We start from the raw sequence: 20,491 nt of genomic DNA on the forward strand, positions 1-20,491 counted from the left end.
TAGTTCGATTTGGCTAGTCAGAAAAACAAAAAAAAACTCCCTTTGGAGTTTTATTTTGAAGTTATTAAATTTCTAACTCAAGAAGAGTCTGAGGTTTTTGAAGGTGGATTGTTTGGAGCCCAGCCTTGTGTGCACCAGCTATATTGGCTGCATTATCATCTATAAACAAAGTTTCCACTGCCTGTAAACCAGAACGGCCCAAAACCTCAGCAAAAGCTTCTTCATCAGGTTTCCTAAGGTGTAAATCATGGGAATAAAATACCTGGTCAAAGTAAGAGTCTAAAGTTCTTCCTGTTTGTTCTAAGCATCTTTTTTCAAAACATTTTGCATGGATACTGTTGGTGTTTGAAAAGAGAAAAATATTATATTTTTCAGAAATTCTTTCCAGATAATTCATTCGCTCTGAACTGAAATCTTTCAAAATAAGATTCCAAGCTTCTTCTATCGCCTCATTCTCTACATCAACTTTTGCTTCTTTACGAAGACGGTCACAAAATTCTTCTGGTGTAATGAGTCCCAACTCCAAAGCTTCGAAAAAATCCGCTTGTTTTTTCAAGGTGAAATAATCTTCAAACTCTGAAATACCCAGTTTGTGGAATTGATGCGTCATCCTTTCAAAATCCAGATCAAGAATCACACCACCGAGATCGAAAATGATGTTTTTTACTGTCATTGCCCTTCCTCTGCTTCCTACTTTCGTGCATTTTTTGTATCTACAATTATTGTTACCGGTCCATCATTAATTAAACTGATTTCCATATCAGCACCAAATTCCCCTGCTTTAGTCGGGACAATCTCGTTAAGTTTTTCATTAAATTTAAGATACATCGCTTCTGCATAAGCAGGATTTCCTGCTTGCGAAAAGCTTGGTCGCGTTCCTTTGCGAATATCCGCATAGAGTGTAAACTGTGAAATAGAAAGTACTTCGCCAGAGATATCTTGTACAGATAAGTTCATCTTGCCATTTTCATCGGAAAAAATACGCATTTTACTGATCTTGCGCACGGCATAATCTAAGTCAAAATCTGTATCTGCATCTTCTACTGCAACGAGAAGTAATAGACCAGATGTGATTTGATTTCTGATTTTATTTTCAATTTTTACTGAAGCTTCTTTAACTCTTTGGATTACTATTTTCATAATTTAATTTTAACAAAAAAACTATCCAAAAGGACAGTTTTTTGCTGTTTTATATTAACCATTGGTCCGTTTAACACTATAGACATCTGGTGTCATCTTAATCTTATCAACAATCAAAGTCAAATCAGATAGATTTTTTATTCCAATCGAAAGATGGATATTGGCCATTTTTTTATCCTTTGTTGGATGAGCATTGATTGAAATCAAACTTTTTGTTGTATTAGACAACACCTGAACAATATCATTAAGCAGATTCGGGCGATTAAACGCATACACATGGATATTGGCCACGTACTCTTTAGTAAGGTGTTGTGAATCATCCCATTCTACATCAATCAGACGTTTTTCATAATCTTCTTGACTGCGAACATTTTTGCAGTCTGCCCTGTGGATGGAAACCCCTCGACCTTTAGTGATATAGCCGACAATCTTATCCCCTGGCACAGGGTTACAACATTTACTGATATGCACCAACATGCTATCAACGCCAGAAACACTCACACCACCATCATGGCGAATTTTCATGACATTTTTATTTTTATTCTCGCGTTTGACTTCGCCCTTCATCAGTTGTTCAGATTCAGCTTTCAGCTTTTCTTTCTCAACTTTACGACGTTCCGTTTCTGTCAAACGATTGAATACAGAAGTTGCTGATATTTCACCAAAACCAACTGCAGCAAACAGGGCTTCACTGTCACGATAACTTAATTTTTCAAGCACTTCGTCCAGATGTTTTTTATCCAAATATTGGTTCGGTGTGAAACCATTCTCTGCAAGTTCCGTTTGCAGCATTTCACGTCCTTTATGGATAGAGAGTTCCTTATCTTGACTCTTGAAAAATTGTTTAATCTTGTTGCGAGCTTTATTGGTCTTAACGAGCTTAATCCAATCACGACTTGGTCCAAATGAAGTTTTGGAAGTAATGATTTCTACTTTATCACCTGTTTTCAGAACATAATTCAGCGGTTGCATCCGCTCGTTAATTTTCGCACCTGTCGCATGATCCCCGACCTGCGTATGGATGGCATATGCAAAGTCAATAGGGCCAGAGCCAGCTGGCAATTCTTGAACTGCTCCTGTTGGTGTAAACACATAAATTTTGTCGCCAAGAATATCTTCCTGAACAGCTTTTACAAATTCTTCTGCGGAGTCACCTGATTGCTCTTGAAGTTCCACCAATTCGTTAATCCAGTTTAGTGTTTCCGAAATCTCATGAACGTCAACTTTAGCTTTACGCCCTTGCTTGTAAGCCCAATGTGCTGCGACCCCGTACTCCGCGATCTGATGCATTTCATGGGTTCTGATTTGGAATTCCATCGGCCCCTTAGGACCGTAAACTGTGGTGTGAACCGACTGGTAACCATTTGCTTTAGGATTAGCAATATAGTCCTTGAAACGCCCAGGCATCGGCTTCCATAAATCATGGATGTAGCCTAGTGTCGTGTAAACGTCGCTTGTCGAGTTTGTCAAACAACGAATGGCGATAAGGTCATAAATTTCATCAAAGCGCTTTTTCTTATCGTGCATTTTACGATAAATAGAATAGATATGTTTTGGTCGCCCATAGATTTCAGCGTCAACTTGTGCATCTTTCATACGCTCATTTAGCTTCTCAATCACTTCTTCAACTAAATTTTCACGCGCTGCGCGTTTTTCGTTCATTAAGCCGCGGATACGATAGAACTCTGTTTCATTAAGATAACGGAAAGAGAGATCTTCAAGTTCCCATTTAATGCTTCCAATACCCAAACGATGTGCAAGTGGCGCATAAATCGCCATAGTCTCACTTGAAATACGTTTTTGTTTGTCTGGTCGGAGGTTTTTGAGGGTGCGCATATTATGAAGACGGTCGGCAAGTTTGACCAAGATAACTCGAATATCCTTGCTCATAGCCATCAACATCTTACGGTGATTTTCCGCAAGTTGCTCTTCATGCGATTTGTATTCTACCTTACCAAGCTTCGTTACTCCGTCTACAATATTCGCAATCTCTTCACCAAAAAGCTCCACCAAGTCTGACTGTATAAAGTTAGTGTCTTCCACAACATCATGCAAAAAACCTGCTGATACAGTTGCTGCATCAAGCTGTAATTTCGCTAAAATCCCTGCCACTTGGATGGGATGGATAATGTAAGGTTCTCCACTTGCACGATATTGCTCAGCATGAGCTATTGATGCACACTGTAAAGCTTTACGCACTAGCAAGATATCTTTTTCATTCATGTATGCGGAGGCAAGTTTAACCACTTGATCTCCGGTAAGATTTGGTTCTGAGGGCATGTTTTATTTCCTGTGAAGTAGCTCCACTTTCCTCCTTGATATATTTTTACTATTCTAACACATTTCTGCCTATAAATTTACGCTTTTAGTCCTTAAAGCACGAGTTTTTGTCTCTTTGTTCGGTTTATTTCAACAAATCAAAGTAAGTTGAAAAGGCCGACAAGGCGTAGAGCGGTGCTGTCTCAGCACGCATAATACGTGGTCCGAGCCCGACACTCTCTGCACCTGCTTGTTCAAATAGCGCAATCTCTTCCGGTGCAATACCACCTTCTGGTCCAAAAAGCAGCAGAACTTTTTGGCCTGGTTTTAAACTCGCCATACTTTGAGCCAACCTCGCTTGCTCCCCTGCTTTAGCAGATTCTTCATAAGCAATTAAAACTTGGTCAAATTGAGAAAATGTAGCAAGCAGTTCAGACAGCTTTTCAAAAAAACAGATTTCTGGCAATATTTGACGGCGAGATTGTTCTGCAGCACCCAATACAATTTTATTTAATTTTTCCTTCTTTTTAGCAAGCTTTTTACTGTCCCATTTGGCCACAGACCATTTGAAGGGCGCAGCCCAGATTGCACTTGCCCCAAGTTCCGTTGCCTTCTCACTGATAAATTCTAATTTATCGCCTTTAGGGAAACCAAGTGCTACAGTAATGTAAACTGGAAGTTCCGTTTGCACATCCAGTACCTCTAATAAACGTACCGTACATAGCTCGCTAGAAACAACTTCGGCAAGGCCCACTTTCCCCTCTTCAAAAACCAGCTGTAGCTTCTGTCCCGCATTCATCCGCATTACTGTAAAAATGTGATGAGCAGCTGCCTTATCGTCAATGGTAAAAACATCACCAACTTCAGGTTGCTTTTTGAACACAAAATATTGATTCGCCATAACTTAACCGCCAATTACCCCTTCACGGTTCTCTGTCTTTTTGAAAATCACACAGTTCCATTCACCTTGAGTCATACGTGTTTCGAGGAAGAAACCAGCATTTTCTGCGGATGCAATAACTTTATCTGCCTTATCAGCGATGATACCACTCATAATCAAATAACCTTCATCTTTGACGAGACGGAAAGCGTCGTCAGTCATAAGTACAAGAATATCAGCCAAGATATTTGCTACGATAACTTCTGCTTGTTGCTCGATACCCTCCAATAAATTATTGGCTGAGATTGAAATTTTATCCGTATTTGGATTAAGCTCGATGTTTTCACGTGCTACACGCACAGCAACTTCATCAATATCATATGCATGAATTTCACTTGCGCCAAGATAAGCGCTAGCTACAGAGAGAACACCAGAACCTGTACCTACATCCAAGACCGTTTCGCCACCGCGAATGATTTGTTCTAGAGCATAAAGACTCATTTTTGTTGTTGGGTGCGTTCCTGTACCAAAAGCCATCCCTGGATCAAGGCGAATCAGCTTCTCCGCTGAAGATTGTGGCGTATAATCTGTCCAACTTGGGACAATCGTCAAATCATGAGTAATGCGAGCTGGTTCAAAATACTTTTTCCAAGCATCTGCCCAATCTTGTTCTGCAAGATTATTTGTACGTACTTCAACGTTGGTCACGTCAAAGCTTCCTGCTAAAGCATTTATCTTTTGTTCAATATCTGACTTGAGCTCAGTAATTGGCATATTTTCCGGATAATAAGCAGTCACTTCCACCATTTCTGACTGTTCTACCTGAGGAAGCACTTCTCCGAAAAGGTCCTTGTGATTAAGATAATCTGCACTGTCGTTAATTTCAACCCCTGCTGATCCTGCTTCAACTAAAATATTACTGATTGCTTCTTCCGCTGCACGAATGATGCGTACGGTGATACTGTTCCAATTATTCATATTATTGCTATTCTCTTCCTTATATTAATAACGAGGATACTTGAAAAAAGTTGTCTTCTCAAGATTTTCCAAACCTTTTTCAAATTTTTCTTGATCAAATTCAAGCATAAATTCTTCTTCATCAGAATTTAAGAAATCTATCAAAGCATCTAAACCTTCATCCGCTGTTTCTTGTAAGAACTCAACAAAGTAAGCAATATATTCACGAGATAATCCCTTATCTGAATACGCCACACCTGCTAAATAGTCTTCTTCTGAAAACTTCGACTTGTTCGGATTATAAAAAATCACAGCATCTTCATAAAGTACATTTTCTTCTGACTCGACACCATCTGCATCCGAAAGAACAACGCCTTCTGGATTTGCAGCTTCCAAAAGGAAACTAACTTCGACAGCGAAATTTCTTTTATCCCAATTTATCTCAAAATCATAACTGAAATTCTTGCTCAATTCTTCATCTAAAATATCTAAAAAACCGTACTTTGCCATTTTCTACCTCTTTTTTTCTGTTACAAGCAATTTCCTCTCCAATGCTTCGAATTAAAATAGCAATTGGGAGTTTAAACGTCGTAATACTTTTCTGTTATAATTATAACAGAAATAAAAATTATCTCTAGAGAGAAATATATGAAAATCAGACCTATCGAACCCCATGATTTCGCTTATGTGGCTAAAATCGAAAATCAAAACTGGACTTTAAAATCCACACCCTTTGTCATCAACAGCTCTGCTGAAAAAATAATGAAAAAAATATTGAAGGGAACACGTTATCTTCTTGCGGAAGAAGAGGGTGTTATTTTGGGTGTTTTAGATTACGGTCCCCGCAATAAGTCTGAATTTGGTTCACATGTAATTACTTTCGGTGTAATGACTGTAAAAGAAGCAAGAGGAAAAGGTGTTGCAACTCAGCTTATCCAACATCTTATCCACGAAGCACGTACCGCAAAATATGAAAAGATTACCATCAATGCAATGTCAAGCAACCCTACAGCAGTAGCTCTCTACGAGCGTCTAGGATTTCAACTTGAAGGGCGACTTAAAAAAGAGTATTTCATTGATGGTGCCTATGTTGACAGCTTAATTTACGCCTATTATCTCTAGGGAGTAAGGAGAACCGCTTTATATGACACATCAAAATTTAGCTCGCCGCATGCGACCGCGTAATATTGACGAGATTATTGGGCAATCTCATCTTGTTGGCCCTAAAAAAATCATTCGCCGGATGGTCGAAACAAAACTTTTGACTTCCATGATTCTTTACGGTCCTCCGGGAATTGGTAAAACTTCCATTGCCTCTGCTATCGCTGGCACGATGAATGCCGCTTTCCGTAGTTTTAATGCGACAACAGACAGCAAGAAAAAACTACAAGAAATTGCCGCTGAGGCGGAATTTTCTGGACAATTGGTCCTTCTCTTGGATGAGATCCACCGTTTGGATAAACCTAAGCAAGATTTTCTCCTGCCTCTGTTAGAAAATGGTCAAATTATCTTAATTGGCGCTACTACGGAAAACCCTTATTTTAGTGTTGTGCCTGCCATCCGTAGTCGTGTACAGATTTTTGAGTTAAAGCCTCTAGAAAGTGATGATTTACAGAACGCTGTAAACCTTGCCCTTGAAGATACGGAACGAGGCTTTAACTTCCCTGTTACTCTTGACGATGATGCTCTTTACTTCCTCACGCACTCAACCAACGGTGATTTACGCGCAGTTTACAATGCTTTAGAACTTGCCGTCTTATCTTCCGAAAACCATCATGTAACTCTGGAAGATATGGAAAACTCACTTCAACGTAAAGCACTAAGTTTTGATAAAGATGGCGATGCTCATTATGACTTGCTTAGTGCCTTACAAAAATCAATCCGTGGATCTGATGTAAACGCAAGTTTACACTATGCTGCGCGCCTAATTGAAGGCGGAGACCTTCAAAGTCTGGCACGAAGATTGACAGTAATGGCTTATGAAGACATCGGTCTTGCAAATCCAGAAGCCGCTGTCCATACAATGTTAGGTTTACAAGCTGCAGAAAAATTAGGGTTTCCTGAGGCAAGGATACCGCTAGCAAATATCGTTATTGACCTTGCCCTCTCCCCTAAGTCCAATGCCGCTTATATGGCTCTGGATGCGGCAATAGGAGACTTAGGAAAATACGGAAATCTTCCCATTCCGGCGCACTTGCAAGATGGGCACTATGCGGGAGCTAAGGATCTTGGGCGAAGCGAGGGTTATAAGTACCCCCATAATTTCCCAGAACATTGGGTGAAACAGGATTATCTTCCCGATAAACTGCGAAAAGCAGATTACTTCCACCCTGATAAGATGGGCAAATACGAATGGGCCTTAAACGAACGTAAAAAATGGATCGAAAACCAAAAGAAAAATCGTCAAAACTGACGATTTTTTATTACTTATTCTTAAATCCCTTCAAGGCTCTTAAAGCATAAAGAATCGAAACAACATCGATAACCTCTTGGAAAAGAGCACCGATAATTGCCGGAATAAGCCCTGTAGCAGCAATTAACATCAAGATAACACAAATGATAATTCCAATCAAAACCGACTGTTTCGCAATGGTTAATGTATCACGACTAATATGAACTGCTTTTGTCACAGAGGACAAATCATTTTTCAAGAGTACAATATCAGCCGCTTCACTAGCAACGGTATTGTTTCCTGTTCCAATAGAAATCCCAACATCCGCAAGCGTTAAAGCTGGGGCATCATTGACACCGTCACCAACCATAATCGTTGGATGAATAGTTGAAGCTTGTATTTTGGCAAGCTTTTCTTCTGGTAACATACTACTGTAAACCTCGGTAATCCCTACTTGTGCTGCAATTTTATCGGCAACACGAGCATTATCTCCCGTCAGCATCGTAATACTCTTAAAACCTGCTTGACGTAAATCTTTAATCACAGCAGGAGCATTGGCACGTAAAGTATCTGAGAAGGTTACTGCACCGATATATTGGCCATCACGTGACACATAAAAAGCTGTTTCAAAATCTAAACCCTCTGGTGCGCCCACAAAACTTGCACGCCCAATTTTAATCAATTGACCATTGATTTGCCCTGTCACACCTAACCCTGCAACCTCACTCAGGCTTTCTAATGCAAGACTTTGGACATTATGTGACTCTGCATAGCTTGAAACAGCCTTGGCCAAGATGTGAGTGGAAGATTTTTCGATGGTGTAAACAATATTGAGTAACTCTTCTTGCGATATTCCTTCTGCTGGAACAATGGCATCTACTTCGATTTTACCATCGGTAATTGTTCCCGTTTTATCAAAGAAAATTGCCTTGGCTGTTGCAAGTTTTTCAATGATGGTTCCATTTTTAATTAAAAAACCATTTTTTGAGGAACGACTCATTCCTGAGACAAAAGCAATGGGCGCAGCCAAAATCAAAGGACAAGGACTTGCGACCACCAATACTTCTGCAATACGGACAGGGTCACCAGAGATAAAGTAAGCCACAGCTGCAATGATGTAGGCCATAATTGTAAATGGCACAGCGTAACGATCTGCTAAACGTACAAAATTTGCCGGCGTTGCTTCTGCTTCACGAACAAGAGCAACGATTTTTTGAAATTGGGATTCACTTGCTGCAACACTTGTGCGGATTTCGATACTGGAGCTGCCATTAATTGCACCTGAAAGAATTTCATCCCCCTGTTGTAACTCATTCGGTTTAGTTTCACCCGTGACAGAGGATTCATCCAGAATAGCTGCTTCTGAAAGGAGAACCCCATCGATAGGTACAACTTCCATAGGCTTAATCAAGAGATGTGCCCCTATCTCAACATCATCTAAATCCATGTCGACGACTTTGCCGTCTTGCATGACATGGGCAATATCTGGTGTTTTCTGCAACAGGGCAGACAATTCACGATTGGCCCGTCCCGCTGCGTAATCCTCAAGCGTTTCACCTCCAACCAACATTAAGATAATGATTAATGAGGCCCAATATTCTCCTACCAGTAGTGTCGCAATGATCGCAGTAATTGCGAGTAAGTCAACACCATAATTTCCTTTACGTAGTGTTTTAACCATCTCAATAAACATGGACAGTGCTAAAATACCACCTGCAACAGTGATGATAAAACGTGCTACCAAAGGTGCATTAAAAGCAAACTGAGCCAAAAGAGACGCAGCTGCTATGAAAAATACTAAAACAAGTTTTTGCCAGTTTTTCATGTTTTCTCCTTATAAAATAAAATTCCTGAAACTTTGCCCTGTTTGACTCAAAATAGTTTTCATCGAACACTGATTTGCCCGGGATAGAAAAATAATCCTTGTCGCACTTTGATTCCGAAGAACTGAGCTTTTATTTTATAAGTTACAACATTCTTAACTATATATTAGCAAAAAACAGGGAATATTCCCAACCAGACAACTGTCAAAAGTCTTTGTCACTTTATCTCTAGAACTTTTTCAACCAATAGTCACCTTAAAAAAACGTCAAGTAAAAATACTTTACAAAGCTTGCTTTTTGAAAAAGATTAGTGTATTATAGTAAAGTACGTTTTTGGGCTTATCCAAAACGAAAAAATCTACGGAGGAATCAAACCATGGCAGTACCTGCACGTCACACTTCTAAATCTAAGAAAAACAAACGTCGTACACACTACAAAATGACAGCTCCAACTGTTACTTTTGACGAAACTACTGGTGACTACCGTCACTCACACCGTGTTTCACTTAAAGGCTACTACAAAGGCCGCCAAGTAAAAGACGCTAAATAAAAACAGTAAAAAAGTCAGAAAGGAACAGTTATGCGCGTAAATATTACACTTGAACACAAAGAATCTGGTGAACGTCTTTACCTTACTCAAAAGAACAAACGTAACAACCCAGACCGTTTGGAATTGAAAAAATACTCTCCAAAACTTCGTAAACACGTTATTTTTAAAGAAGTTAAATAATATTAAACCGCTGTGGCGGTTTTTTTGTTTACTCAGAACTCCCCTGAAAACTAATCAAAAACTTTTATTTGCCGAGCTTCTCAAATAAAAAAACTTTCCAACACTAAGCAGGAAAGCTTATTTCTATTTATTATCAAAGTGACCAGTACACATTCGCACGTAAATTCTTCACCGTCAGCATAGCCAAGAAACTTAAAATATAGAGTACAGAGATGAAGAGCATAACAGTCATGATAGAGTAATGTGCCAAGATAAAGCCAATAACTATTGAAGAGAAACCTCCAATACAACGCCCTGTGTTCATAATCACATTATTTGCTGTCGCACGTACTTCTGGTGGGTATAAACGAGAAACTACAGCCCCATATCCTGTAAACATACCATTTGAAAAGTAACCAACGACGGCACCAACTAAAGTCAGTGATGCAAGTGTTGTCGGAATAGTCAAGACATAAACAGCCAAGGACGAGGCAATAAGGAAGAGGCCGAAAGCTACTTTTGGACCAAGTTTATCCAAAATTTGCCCAAAAGTCAGCATACCTAAAGACATACCGATAATGGTCGCAATCATCCAAGATGATGAACCAGCGACTGTTAAGTTCAGTTTTTTCTGCATAATTGTTGGGAGCCAATTCATCAGACCAAAGTAACCAGCGATTTGAACGATCGCCATCCACATAAGAACAAGTGTTTGATGTGTCAACTGACGCGTTTTAAACAAGTCAGAAATTTTTCCTTTGTTTTGGGTTTTTATAGCTTTGAAAGAATCACTTTCCTTCAGATGTTTTTGAATAAAGACTGTCAAAACTACTGGCACAAGTCCAAACAAGAACAAGAAACGCCAGCCATAAGTAGGTAAGATACTCATTGACAAAATTGCTGCACACATGGCACCAACTTGTCCCGCAACGGCAACAATCGAAGAAGTTCGCCCCAGTTTTTTCTTACTGAAATTCTCAGCCAGAATGGTCATTCCGACCCCATATTCGCCACCGCCACCAATTCCGGCGATAAAACGTAAGATATAAAGCGAGGTAACACTGTGCGAGAAATAAATCGCGCCCGTTGCCAGCCCAAAAATGAGGATCGAAAGGGACAACATTTTTACACGTCCGAATTTATCGGCCAGAATCCCAAAAAGAATTCCGCCCAGCAGCATCCCCAAATTAGTTACGGTAGAAATTGCACCCGCTTCTGTCGTTGTTAGGCCAAATTCGCCAATAATTGACGAGAGTGCGAATGAAAGAAACATGATATCCATGTTTTCTAAACCAAATCCAGCAGAAACCAGGGTTCCTACTTTGACTTGATAGGCGCTCACAGCCTTGGGTTGTGCCGATGTGTGTGTTCTCATATTCAATTCCTCCAAATGCCAGATCTCTGTCTAGCTTTATTTGCTTTAGACAGTTTATCACTTTAAAAATTGTGATTCAAGGCTCAGCCAACCTTACACGAAACTAAATTGAAAAATGTTCGGCTTTTCCTATAATTTATCTAAATTATAAGAAAAATAAAGAACCCTCCTTTTATTGTCCACCAATAAGACACTTATCCGAAGTTGGGAAATTTTTTTTGCTAGAATATAAATATGTGTACAAGTATAAAAATGCATGCTGCTGATAAAAGCATCATCTTCGCAAGAACAATGGATTGGCATAGCTTTATCCCTGAAGCTCTTGTTCTACCGCAAAATTACCAATGGAAAAGTGCTTATAATAACAGGATCATCTCCAATGCTTATACTATATTAGGAGTCGGTCGAAATATTCCTGATTTGCATGCGGATATCTCAGATGGCGTTAATAATTTTGGACTGTCCGTCCAAAAGCTGACTTTTTCTAACCACTCGGAGTATGCTGAACATGCTCATGAGGATAAATTACAGCTCGCGCCTTTTGAATTTGTCACTTGGGCTTTAGGAAACTGTCGTTCAGTAGCTGATTTGATAAACCAACTTGAAAACGTCCAACTCATGAGCGACACCTTTTCGCATTATAAATTTGGCCGGAGTGATTTGCACTTCTCCGCTGTCGATCCAACAGGTCGTATGATTAATATTGAACCACGCAATGGCAGTTTTGAGATTATCGAAAATACAATCGGCGTAGTCACAAACGCCCCTAAGTTTGAACGTGAAATCGTCAAGTTACAAGATTATATGGAGCTAACTTCGAAACCTCTCGCGCCTAATCGCATTTCAACTGGGGACTTCAGTGGCAAGCCTGTCTTTCCCGGAGGTTTTACCCCAACCTCGCGCTTCATCCGTGCCACTATTCTTAAAGAACGTGCGATTCTTCCTGCTGATGAACAGCAGAATATCAGTGAAGTCTGGCACATTTTAAATGCTGTCACTGTCCCTAAGTCTGATGGACGTTCAGATACTTATACTGTTTATCGCAGTGCGGTAGATTTAAATAGCCGTACCTTATATTTTCAGACTTATGATTCTCTTTCTATCATAAGTTATCCATTTCCTGATTAATTAAAACCGCCTCAAGCGGTTTTTTCTCTTTTTCTTCTATATATTAGTAGCACATTCTATGAAATCCCTTTCTTTAAAAAAATCAAAATTTGAACGCAAAATTATAGACGCTCCGTCCATTTTGTGCTATAATTGCATATCGTAAACTCAATAAGGGTTGTAATGAGAATCTTTGCTAATTATAGACACGTTGTTCTTTTATATTTTAGTAATAGAGGAGGATTTATGGAAAATAGAAAAGAACGTACGAAATCAAAACTTCGCGACGCAATAACACAACTTTTACAGGAAAAATCGTTCGACCATATCACAACAACTGAGCTTGTGAAGGTTGCTAAAATCAGCCGAAGCGGCTTTTATACGCATTACCAAGACAAGTATGATATGATTGACCAATACCAAAAAACCTTGTTTAATACGATCGAGTATGTCTTTGAAAAAAATAATGGCGATCTTCATAAAACCATGTTAGAAACTTATGAGTTCCTTGATAACAATGAGATTTATGCTGCTTTATTTTCAGAAAATGGCAGTAAAGAAATCCATCAGTTCATGCAGGCTCAACTGAAAAATATTTTGGCACGTTCAATCCTGCCACAAAACCCTAAGCGTGAAAAACTGGACAAGTTGGAAAGTATCTACACCACAACTTATTATGCCAATGCCATTTTCGGTTTAACTCAAGCTTGGATTCGGCGCAAACGGAAAGAAACACCAGAACAGATTTCTGAATTGTTGATGGCTCTGATTAGCTGATAACAAAATAAAAACTGCCTTAGAATTATTAAAAGAGGAGAATATGTGAAACATATAAAAAATACTGGGAAACTATTTATTCTGGATTGGAAACGTATCTTTAAAAATCCAATAGCAATCTTTTTAGTGGTTGCTTTGATGTTTATTCCATCCTTATATGCTTGGTTTAATATTAAAGCCCTTTGGGATCCTTATGCAAACACTTCACAGCTCCCAATAGCGGTTTATAGTGATGACCGAACAGAGAAATTTCAAGACAAATCGATTAATATCGGTGACGAGGTCTTGAAAAACCTCAAAGAAAACAAACAACTCGGCTGGAAGTTCGTTGACTCTAAACAAGAGTTGGATAAGGGTGTCAAGTCTGGTAAATACTACGCAGGTATCTATCTGCCAGCGGATTTCTCTAAAAATTTGCTTAGCTTCACCACTGGGGATATCCAGAAGCCTAAAATCGTTTATTCCATCAATGAAAAAATAAATGCTATTGCCCCAAAAATTACTTCGAAAGGTGCGTCTTCATTACAAAGTCAAATTTCCGAAGAATTTATTAAAACGGCAAGTAGCACACTGCTTAAAACCTTTAATGATATCGGATATGACATTGATAAAAACATGGTCAGCATCCAGAAAATTAAAAACACTATCTTATCTACTAACGATAATTTAGATACAATTGACCAATATACTCAGCAAGTCGTTGATTTACATGGCAAAATGCCTGATTTGAAAGCGAAGCTCGCTAAGGCAAATGAGTTTATTGACTATTTGCCTGAGGTTGATGCACTTGGTCAGAAAGTGGTCCAATTGGACGACAGCATGCCAACTGTGAAAAATCAGCTTGCAATTATTATGACCTTGCAAGAAAAAATCCCTGAAATTCAAAATGCTGGTAAACAGATCGCAATGATTGACAATGACTTTGCCTCTGTTGAACAAACCATGAATGAGGGTATCCAAGAAGCCAAACAAGGCTTAACCATTATTCAACAAGTCCAAACTGCCTTGCCAGATATTCGCAAACTTGGCAACCAAGCCAATGACCTGGCTTCTACTACTTTGGACGGTGTAACGCAGCTTCAAAATGCTTTGCCAAGTATTACAAGTAGTGTAGAAGTGACTTTAAAAGCTTTGCAAAATGTAGCTGACAGCACTTCTTCTATTGTTACTACTATAAGACAAGCTATTGAGGATGGGCAACTCACTGATGATGAAAAGGCCAAAATTGATAGTCTAGTCAAAGCTTATCAAGCAAGCGTTCCCCAACAACAAGAGGCAATCAAAAATCTCATTGATTTTCTACAAAAGGCCCAAGAGAGTGCTGGTAATAATGAATTTGATACCGCTATTAAAAACTTGAACGATTTAAGTGCGCTATTAGGAGATATCAGTACTAGATTAGGTAAGGTTAATGAATTTGTTCAAGCTGGAGATATTTCTTCTATTGAGGCCTACTTAGATCAAATTGATGACCTAGCAAAAAACATTTCTGGTCTTGTTAGCCAAATAGATGTTCAAGATATAACCGCAAAAGTGCAAAACGTCCTCACCCAACTTATCGATACCATCAAAAATGCCCAAGGTCTCCTAACAAAAGCCCAAGCTATTGATTTTGAATCCTTGCTCAGCTCAACAAGTAAGACGGTCTCTAATGCGATTATTTTGCTTGAAAAGTATCAAAAAGAAATGCCTGCGATTAAGCAAGAAGTTCACGATGCCAACATTATGCTTAACGGCAATATGAACACTATTGTCAACGCTATTAATAAAGGTGCTTCACTTTATCAAAATGAATTGCCAGTTGTGGAGCAAAAACTTGATAAAGCCGCTGATTTTGTCAAAAATGATTACCCCGGTATTCGTAAAGATTTGACAGAAACTTTAGGTACAGTCAACCAAAAAATGCCTGACCTTGAAAAAGCCTTGAACCAAGCCAATGACCTCATCGTCAATGACTGGCCAGGAATCAAAACAGGGATTCGTAAGGCTGCTGATGCTATTCGTAAAGGTGAGAAAGAAGTTGATCTTGGAGAAATTGTAAAACTTCTAAAACTTGATGCGACGAAAGAAAGTGACTTCCTAACACAACCTGTTGAGGTCCAAGAAAATGCTATCTATCCAATCGCAAATAACGGTTCAGCAAGTACGCCTTTCTACACTGCACTCTGTTTGTGGGTCGGCGCTGTCCTCTTCTCTAGTGTCGCTGTCACCGGCTTCCACTTAGAAGGTAAAGACAAACTGCTTTACTCTAAACGTGAACAATTCTCAGCACGTATGCTTACTTTCATCGTGATGGGACTCGGACAAGCACTTATCGTTACCCTTGGGAACTATTTCGGCCTTGGAGTAGACGTACGTAATCCTGTTTATAGTGTCTTATTTGCCTTACTGATTGCTATAACCTTTATGATTATGGTCTATGTCCTAGTAGCATTATTTGGAAATATCGGGAAAGGGATTGCCATTATTATCTTGGTCCTCTCTATTTCCGGTGGTGGGGGGAACTACCCTATCCAAGTCTCTGGTAAATTCTTCCAAGCCATCAACCCTTACCTACCATTTACCCATGCGGTTAACCTCTTACGGGAATCTGCAGGGGGTATCTATTGGCCTAACGCTTGGCTTGCCATCATCATCCTCGTAGCTGTTTCTATCGTCTTTTTAGTTGCTGGGCTTATATTTTTCCCACATCTTGAGAAAACATCTAGAAAAATCTCAGAAATGGCACAAAAGAGCCACATTTTCCATTAATAAAAGTAAAAAAAACTCATATTTTTTGAGTTTTTTTTATATTTTTCTTGACCTTGACCTTAGGTCAAGATATATAATATTAGTATCAATGAAAGGAGCGTTATGCAAAATATTAAAGCTATCACAAAAATGACAGGTTTAACCTCCAAAACTTTACGGCATTGGGAGTCTGTAGGACTTCTGGCCCCCGCGAGAGACCAAAACGATTACCGTTTATATTCTGAACAAGATATTGCTCAAATTTTTTATATCATGAGCTTAAGGAAGTTGGACTTGCCCCTTGATCAAATCAAAAATATCCTCTCACAAGATGAAGATGAAAAGAAAACTTTAAGCCAACATTTGATGCGCTTAAATAATCAACTCAAGCACCTTGAAAAACTGATTGAACATCTGTCACACAAATTAGAAATAGGAGATTACCACATGAATGAACAAGAATTTGAACTTCTCAAGAGTACACAACTGAAAGAAAACGAAGATAAATATGGCGCAGAAATCCGTCAAAAATGGGGCAGTGAGCGCGTCGATAAGTCATATCAGAAATATGCTCAAGCAGATCAAGCCAAAATCAAATATTGGCAAACTTCACACGAAAAAATGATACAAATGTTGGAAGAAGCTTATGAAAATAAAGATGATAATCTCGCCAAACAAGCTATTGCTCTCCATAAAGAAATCTTAGAGCTCTTTTGGCCAGAAGAAACCATCGCTCCTGAAGCGCATATTAACTTAGGACAAATGTATGTTGAAGATCCTCGCTTCCGTACCAATTACAACCAAAAACACGCCCAGCTTCCCGAGTATTTCTTAGAAGCGATTAAAAATTACTACAAATAAAAAGCCCAAAGGGTTTTTTACTCTATTTTTTTCCGCAATTTTTCTACAAAAAGATAGGCCGCTGGGCAAGTTACTGTGTTTTTCATAGTCAGATTGTTAATTTGATAAATCTTTTTCCGATCTGTGTGAGGAAATTCACGGCAGGCCTTAGGACGAACCTCGTAAATGCTACAAAGATTGTCACTACCAAGAAAGGGGCAAGGCATTGTTTGAAAAACCTTGTCACCATCTTCATCTACACGTAAATATTGGGCTTCAAAATCGGCCGCCTTCATGCGAAGATACTTCGAAATACGGGTAATATCAGCTTCTGTAAAAAGTGGACCTAAGCTCTTACAGCAGTTAGCACAAGCCGTACAATCGATTTCAGCAAAAACTTCATCATGTGTTTCTTTTACAATATAATCTAAGTTTTTAGGAGCCTTCTTTTTTAAGTTGCCCAAAAATTTCTTATGCTCCTTCTTCTTCTGAAGAGCCAAATCTTTATAATGTTCTATATCCATTTCTTCATCATTATATCATAAATGAATACGAGAAATAATCACAGCTCGCTTTTCTCAAACAATTCATTGAATACAAAAAATGCCTGAGTTAGCTCAGACATCTTCTGCTTTTAGGAGTAGGTTTTATGAAAAATTTTATTGGAATAAGGATATTATAATGGACCCGACTTAAGCTAGGCTAAAGCCACACTGAAATAAAACTAAAATTCAAAAATTATCTTTTCTTAATGGCTAGCCAGATTTCAGAATATTTTTCTTCATCTTCACTAAACCAATCTGTAAAGGAAATTTGAGGCAAATCCACTAATTCATAATCTGAACTTGGTAACCATTGGGTAAAAATTTCTGTCCAAGTTACTTGAAGTGCCTCTGGAAAAGTCCCCTTACTAGAAAAAATTGCCCAAAGACTTTCAGGTACCTCAACCTGATTAAGCTCCTCAAATATATTATCTTTTGTGCTTGCAAATCCAATCATATGCGTCAAATGTGTCTCATCTGCATCATAAGAAATATTAAGTGGCATTTGAGGGGGCAAATCACCCAAGGCACGCATATTTTTGCGCTGTGTTTCCGTAATAGACTGAGTCAAGTCTAGAATCTCCTGATTAACACCTTCGTACTGTTGCCTCACACGTTTTTCTACACCGATTAAATGAAAGGCTGCTTTTGTTTCGATTTTTACATCCATGTTTTTTCCTCCTGTCATGGTTATTTGAAAGTTGATTTTGGAAAAAGTGGGTACAAACTCACCTTCTTGCACTGATTTTGGCGTCCGCCCCGACCATTCTTTAAAAGCCCGGGAAAACCCTTCTAGACTGTCATAGCCATAAAGAAAGGCTGCTTCCGTTACGGACATCCCTGCAAGCAAAGCTGCTGCTGCTTCTGATAAGCGACGTTTACGTATATACTCCGACAAAGACATCCCCGTAAGATAGGAAAACATCCGCCTGAAATGATAATCAGACACGAAAGTGATCTGGGCAATTTTTTGACTATCTATACTTTCAGTCAAATGATCTTCAATGTAATCCATTGCTTTGTTAAAAGATTGAAGCATCTACAACTTCCTCCATGATGCAAGTTTATCAAAACTCGTTAAGACTTACTTGATACTTTTTGAATCAATTTTATCAAAGTTTCTTCTAGAACAAAAATTGCTAATTTTTTTAGTTTTCACAATGGTTAGAGTTGAACAATTACGCTGTTTCAAAAAGACTGAAAATATGATAGAATAAGGCGATAACCTTTATAAGAGTTAACTTTTATAAACCAATATAATTAGGAGAAAAATATATCCATGCTTACAGTTTCTGATGTTTCATTACAATTTTCTGACCGCAAGCTTTTTGATGACGTTAACATTAAGTTTACGGCAGGAAACTGCTATGGTTTAATCGGTGCCAATGGTGCCGGTAAATCAACTTTTTTAAAAATCTTGGACGGTGAAGTTCAACCCACAACTGGTCACGTTTCAATGGGCCCCAACGAGCGTATGTCTGTCCTTCGTCAAAATCACTATGACTATGAAGATCAAACACCGCTTGATGTTGTTATGATGGGTAATGAAAAGCTCTACGCCATCGCACAAGAAAAAAATGCCATCTACATGAAAGAAGATTTTTCTGATGAAGATGGAATGCGTGCAGCTGAACTCGAAGCAGAGTTTGGCGAAATGGGTGGTTACGAAGCCGAAGCTGAAGCCGCTCAACTCCTTCAAAGCTTAGGCATTAAAACTGAACAGCACTATGATCTCATGGCAAATTTGACCTCTGGCGAACACGTTAAGGTCCTTCTAGCACGCGCGCTTTTCGGTAAACCAGATGTTCTTCTCTTGGACGAACCTACCAATGGGTTGGATATTCAAGCAATCAACTGGCTTGAAGATTTCCTCATCAACTTTGAAAATACAGTCATCGTTGTATCCCATGACCGTCACTTCCTCAATAACGTTTGTACTTATATGGCCGACCTGGATTACGGTAAAATCAAACTTTATCCTGGTAACTACGATTTCTGGAAAGAATCTTCTGAACTTGCCCTTCGCTTGCAAGGGGATGCCAACCGCAAGGCTGAAGAAAAAATCAAAGAGTTGCAAGATTTCATCGCCCGCTTCTCGGCCAACGCTTCGAAATCAAAACAAGCCACATCACGTAAGAAAATGTTGGATAAAATCGAAGTGGAAAGCTTTGTGCCTTCTTCTCGTAAATATCCATTTATCGGTTTTGATCAAGAACGTGAAATCGGAAATGACTTACTCCGCGTAGATAATTTGTCCGTCGAAATCGATGGTGAAAAAGTCCTTGACAACATCAGCTTTATCTTAGCTCCTGGTGACAAAACTGCCTTTATCGGTCAAAATGATATCCAAACAACTGCTTTGATTCGTGCCTTGATGGGCGATATCGAATACACAGGTGAAATTAAATGGGGTGTTACTTCATCACGTTCTTATCTTCCAAAAGATAACAGCCGTGACTTTGCGACAGACGAATCTATCTTGGATTGGCTCCGCCAATTTGTCTTAACCAAAGAAGAGGATGACAATACTTATCTCCGTGGTTTCTTGGGACGTATGCTCTTCAAAGGCGAAGAGTCTCTTAAGTCTGTTTCTGTCCTTTCAGGGGGAGAAAAAGTTCGTGTTATGCTTTCTAAAATGATGTTGCAACGTGCAAATGTTTTAGTTCTTGATGATCCAACTAATCACTTGGACTTGGAGTCAATTTCTGCACTTAATGATGGACTGAAAAAATTCAAAGGCAGCATTATCTTTGCTTCACATGACCATGAATTTATCAATACGTTAGCAAATCATATCGTTGTTATTTCTAAGAACGGTGTCATTGATCGTATTGGAGAAACTTATGATGACTTCTTGGCTAATGACGAGGTCCAAGCTAAAGTAAAAGAACTTTGGTCTGAAGATTAAGATCAGCTTTAAAAGAATAAATTGTTGCTCCGCCAAGACTATCTTGAAGCGG

The 20,491-nt window shown here is 39.0% G+C and carries 19 protein-coding genes; 9 read left to right on the forward strand and 10 right to left on the reverse strand.

Going from position 1 to position 20,491, the window contains the following annotated elements; translation table 11 throughout:
- Nucleotides 1-64: 64 nt before the first annotated feature.
- The 6 genes from KJS37_RS03150 to KJS37_RS03175 form a co-directional block, all read right to left on the reverse strand.
- Nucleotides 65-673 carry an HAD family hydrolase gene (locus KJS37_RS03150; protein ID WP_213495872.1) on the reverse strand — a complete coding sequence of 203 codons (609 nt, stop codon included), beginning with the start codon at nt 671-673 and terminating at the stop codon, nt 65-67.
- Between the two features lie 17 nt (nt 674-690).
- Entirely contained in the window at nt 691-1,140 is a 450-nt protein-coding gene (dtd, locus tag KJS37_RS03155) for a D-aminoacyl-tRNA deacylase (RefSeq protein WP_213432764.1), read from the reverse strand.
- Nucleotides 1,141-1,194: 54 nt separating this feature from the next.
- Nucleotides 1,195-3,420 carry a RelA/SpoT family protein gene (locus KJS37_RS03160; protein ID WP_017368681.1) on the reverse strand — a complete coding sequence of 742 codons (2,226 nt, stop codon included), beginning with the start codon at nt 3,418-3,420 and terminating at the stop codon, nt 1,195-1,197.
- Nucleotides 3,421-3,544: 124 nt separating this feature from the next.
- Nucleotides 3,545-4,300 (reverse strand): 16S rRNA (uracil(1498)-N(3))-methyltransferase, encoded by a 756-nt coding sequence (locus KJS37_RS03165; RefSeq protein ID WP_017368680.1) that lies wholly within the window; start codon nt 4,298-4,300, stop codon nt 3,545-3,547.
- Nucleotides 4,301-4,303: 3 nt separating this feature from the next.
- Nucleotides 4,304-5,257 carry a 50S ribosomal protein L11 methyltransferase gene (gene prmA, locus KJS37_RS03170; protein WP_017368679.1) on the reverse strand — a complete coding sequence of 318 codons (954 nt, stop codon included), beginning with the start codon at nt 5,255-5,257 and terminating at the stop codon, nt 4,304-4,306.
- Between the two features lie 24 nt (nt 5,258-5,281).
- Complete coding sequence (locus KJS37_RS03175; RefSeq protein ID WP_213495874.1) at nt 5,282-5,746, reverse strand: DUF3013 family protein; 465 nt, start codon at nt 5,744-5,746, stop codon at nt 5,282-5,284.
- Between the two features lie 138 nt (nt 5,747-5,884).
- On the opposite strand from KJS37_RS03175, the gene KJS37_RS03180 reads away from it, so the two are divergent.
- Nucleotides 5,885-6,358: a GNAT family N-acetyltransferase gene (locus KJS37_RS03180; protein WP_213495876.1), complete on the forward strand. Its 474-nt coding sequence runs from the start codon at nt 5,885-5,887 to the stop codon at nt 6,356-6,358.
- Nucleotides 6,359-6,380: 22 nt separating this feature from the next.
- Nucleotides 6,381-7,649: a replication-associated recombination protein A gene (locus KJS37_RS03185; RefSeq protein ID WP_017368676.1), complete on the forward strand. Its 1,269-nt coding sequence runs from the start codon at nt 6,381-6,383 to the stop codon at nt 7,647-7,649.
- Nucleotides 7,650-7,659: 10 nt separating this feature from the next.
- Here KJS37_RS03185 and KJS37_RS03190 read toward each other — a convergent pair whose 3' ends face one another.
- Nucleotides 7,660-9,453 carry a heavy metal translocating P-type ATPase gene (locus tag KJS37_RS03190; protein ID WP_213495878.1) on the reverse strand — a complete coding sequence of 598 codons (1,794 nt, stop codon included), beginning with the start codon at nt 9,451-9,453 and terminating at the stop codon, nt 7,660-7,662.
- A gap of 374 nt (nt 9,454-9,827) precedes the next feature.
- On the opposite strand from KJS37_RS03190, the gene rpmF reads away from it, so the two are divergent.
- Both rpmF and rpmG read left to right on the forward strand, forming a co-directional pair.
- Nucleotides 9,828-10,001, forward strand: coding sequence for a 50S ribosomal protein L32 (gene rpmF, locus KJS37_RS03195; protein WP_003135292.1), 174 nt, complete (start codon nt 9,828-9,830; stop codon nt 9,999-10,001).
- A 30-nt stretch (nt 10,002-10,031) separates the two neighbouring features.
- Nucleotides 10,032-10,181, forward strand: coding sequence for a 50S ribosomal protein L33 (gene rpmG / locus KJS37_RS03200; RefSeq protein WP_003135293.1), 150 nt, complete (start codon nt 10,032-10,034; stop codon nt 10,179-10,181).
- Nucleotides 10,182-10,314: 133 nt separating this feature from the next.
- Here the strand turns inward: rpmG and KJS37_RS03205 are convergent, their stop codons facing one another.
- The gene (locus KJS37_RS03205; RefSeq protein ID WP_165711733.1) at nt 10,315-11,535 is read right to left on the reverse strand and encodes an MFS transporter; all 1,221 of its coding nucleotides are present in this window, start codon (nt 11,533-11,535) and stop codon (nt 10,315-10,317) included.
- Between the two features lie 234 nt (nt 11,536-11,769).
- Between KJS37_RS03205 and KJS37_RS03210 the strand changes: the two genes are divergently transcribed.
- The 4 genes from KJS37_RS03210 to KJS37_RS03225 all read left to right on the forward strand — a co-directional run bounded on the left by KJS37_RS03210 (nt 11,770) and on the right by KJS37_RS03225 (nt 17,010).
- Entirely contained in the window at nt 11,770-12,663 is an 894-nt protein-coding gene (locus KJS37_RS03210) for a choloylglycine hydrolase family protein (protein ID WP_213495880.1), read from the forward strand.
- 225 nt (nt 12,664-12,888) lie between these two features.
- A complete protein-coding gene (locus tag KJS37_RS03215) occupies nt 12,889-13,419 on the forward strand; it encodes a TetR/AcrR family transcriptional regulator (protein ID WP_003133604.1) in 531 nt (176 codons plus the stop codon).
- 45 nt (nt 13,420-13,464) lie between these two features.
- Entirely contained in the window at nt 13,465-16,170 is a 2,706-nt protein-coding gene (locus KJS37_RS03220; RefSeq protein WP_213495882.1) for a YhgE/Pip domain-containing protein, read from the forward strand.
- 102 nt (nt 16,171-16,272) lie between these two features.
- The gene (locus KJS37_RS03225; RefSeq protein ID WP_165713323.1) at nt 16,273-17,010 is read left to right on the forward strand and encodes a MerR family transcriptional regulator; all 738 of its coding nucleotides are present in this window, start codon (nt 16,273-16,275) and stop codon (nt 17,008-17,010) included.
- A 17-nt stretch (nt 17,011-17,027) separates the two neighbouring features.
- Here KJS37_RS03225 and KJS37_RS03230 read toward each other — a convergent pair whose 3' ends face one another.
- The gene (locus tag KJS37_RS03230) at nt 17,028-17,513 is read right to left on the reverse strand and encodes a YkgJ family cysteine cluster protein (protein ID WP_096368863.1); all 486 of its coding nucleotides are present in this window, start codon (nt 17,511-17,513) and stop codon (nt 17,028-17,030) included.
- A 214-nt stretch (nt 17,514-17,727) separates the two neighbouring features.
- On the reverse strand, nt 17,728-18,570 hold the full coding sequence (locus KJS37_RS03235; protein ID WP_213495884.1) for an AraC family transcriptional regulator: 843 nt from the start codon (nt 18,568-18,570) through the stop codon (nt 17,728-17,730).
- Nucleotides 18,571-18,810: 240 nt separating this feature from the next.
- Between KJS37_RS03235 and KJS37_RS03240 the strand changes: the two genes are divergently transcribed.
- Nucleotides 18,811-20,439, forward strand: coding sequence for an ATP-binding cassette domain-containing protein (locus KJS37_RS03240; RefSeq protein WP_096368864.1), 1,629 nt, complete (start codon nt 18,811-18,813; stop codon nt 20,437-20,439).
- Nucleotides 20,440-20,491 lie beyond the last annotated feature (52 nt).

It is taken from the genome of Lactococcus formosensis, from assembly GCF_018403745.1.
GTDB lineage: Bacteria > Bacillota > Bacilli > Lactobacillales > Streptococcaceae > Lactococcus > Lactococcus formosensis.

Excerpts from the sequence above, each read along its gene's own strand:
- KJS37_RS03150 (WP_213495872.1), bottom strand. The coding sequence starts at position 673 with ATGACAGTAAAAAACATCATTTTCGATCTCGGTGGTGTGATTCTTGAT.
- dtd (WP_213432764.1), bottom strand. The coding sequence starts at position 1,140 with ATGAAAATAGTAATCCAAAGAGTTAAAGAAGCTTCAGTAAAAATTGAA.
- KJS37_RS03160 (WP_017368681.1), bottom strand. The coding sequence starts at position 3,420 with ATGCCCTCAGAACCAAATCTTACCGGAGATCAAGTGGTTAAACTTGCC.
- KJS37_RS03165 (WP_017368680.1), bottom strand. The coding sequence starts at position 4,300 with ATGGCGAATCAATATTTTGTGTTCAAAAAGCAACCTGAAGTTGGTGAT.
- prmA (WP_017368679.1), bottom strand. The coding sequence starts at position 5,257 with ATGAATAATTGGAACAGTATCACCGTACGCATCATTCGTGCAGCGGAA.
- KJS37_RS03175 (WP_213495874.1), bottom strand. The coding sequence starts at position 5,746 with ATGGCAAAGTACGGTTTTTTAGATATTTTAGATGAAGAATTGAGCAAG.
- KJS37_RS03180 (WP_213495876.1), top strand. The coding sequence starts at position 5,885 with ATGAAAATCAGACCTATCGAACCCCATGATTTCGCTTATGTGGCTAAA.
- KJS37_RS03185 (WP_017368676.1), top strand. The coding sequence starts at position 6,381 with ATGACACATCAAAATTTAGCTCGCCGCATGCGACCGCGTAATATTGAC.
- KJS37_RS03190 (WP_213495878.1), bottom strand. The coding sequence starts at position 9,453 with ATGAAAAACTGGCAAAAACTTGTTTTAGTATTTTTCATAGCAGCTGCG.
- rpmF (WP_003135292.1), top strand. The coding sequence starts at position 9,828 with ATGGCAGTACCTGCACGTCACACTTCTAAATCTAAGAAAAACAAACGT.
- rpmG (WP_003135293.1), top strand. The coding sequence starts at position 10,032 with ATGCGCGTAAATATTACACTTGAACACAAAGAATCTGGTGAACGTCTT.
- KJS37_RS03205 (WP_165711733.1), bottom strand. The coding sequence starts at position 11,535 with ATGAGAACACACACATCGGCACAACCCAAGGCTGTGAGCGCCTATCAA.
- KJS37_RS03210 (WP_213495880.1), top strand. The coding sequence starts at position 11,770 with ATGTGTACAAGTATAAAAATGCATGCTGCTGATAAAAGCATCATCTTC.
- KJS37_RS03215 (WP_003133604.1), top strand. The coding sequence starts at position 12,889 with ATGGAAAATAGAAAAGAACGTACGAAATCAAAACTTCGCGACGCAATA.
- KJS37_RS03225 (WP_165713323.1), top strand. The coding sequence starts at position 16,273 with ATGCAAAATATTAAAGCTATCACAAAAATGACAGGTTTAACCTCCAAA.
- KJS37_RS03230 (WP_096368863.1), bottom strand. The coding sequence starts at position 17,513 with ATGGATATAGAACATTATAAAGATTTGGCTCTTCAGAAGAAGAAGGAG.
- KJS37_RS03235 (WP_213495884.1), bottom strand. The coding sequence starts at position 18,570 with ATGCTTCAATCTTTTAACAAAGCAATGGATTACATTGAAGATCATTTG.
- KJS37_RS03240 (WP_096368864.1), top strand. The coding sequence starts at position 18,811 with ATGCTTACAGTTTCTGATGTTTCATTACAATTTTCTGACCGCAAGCTT.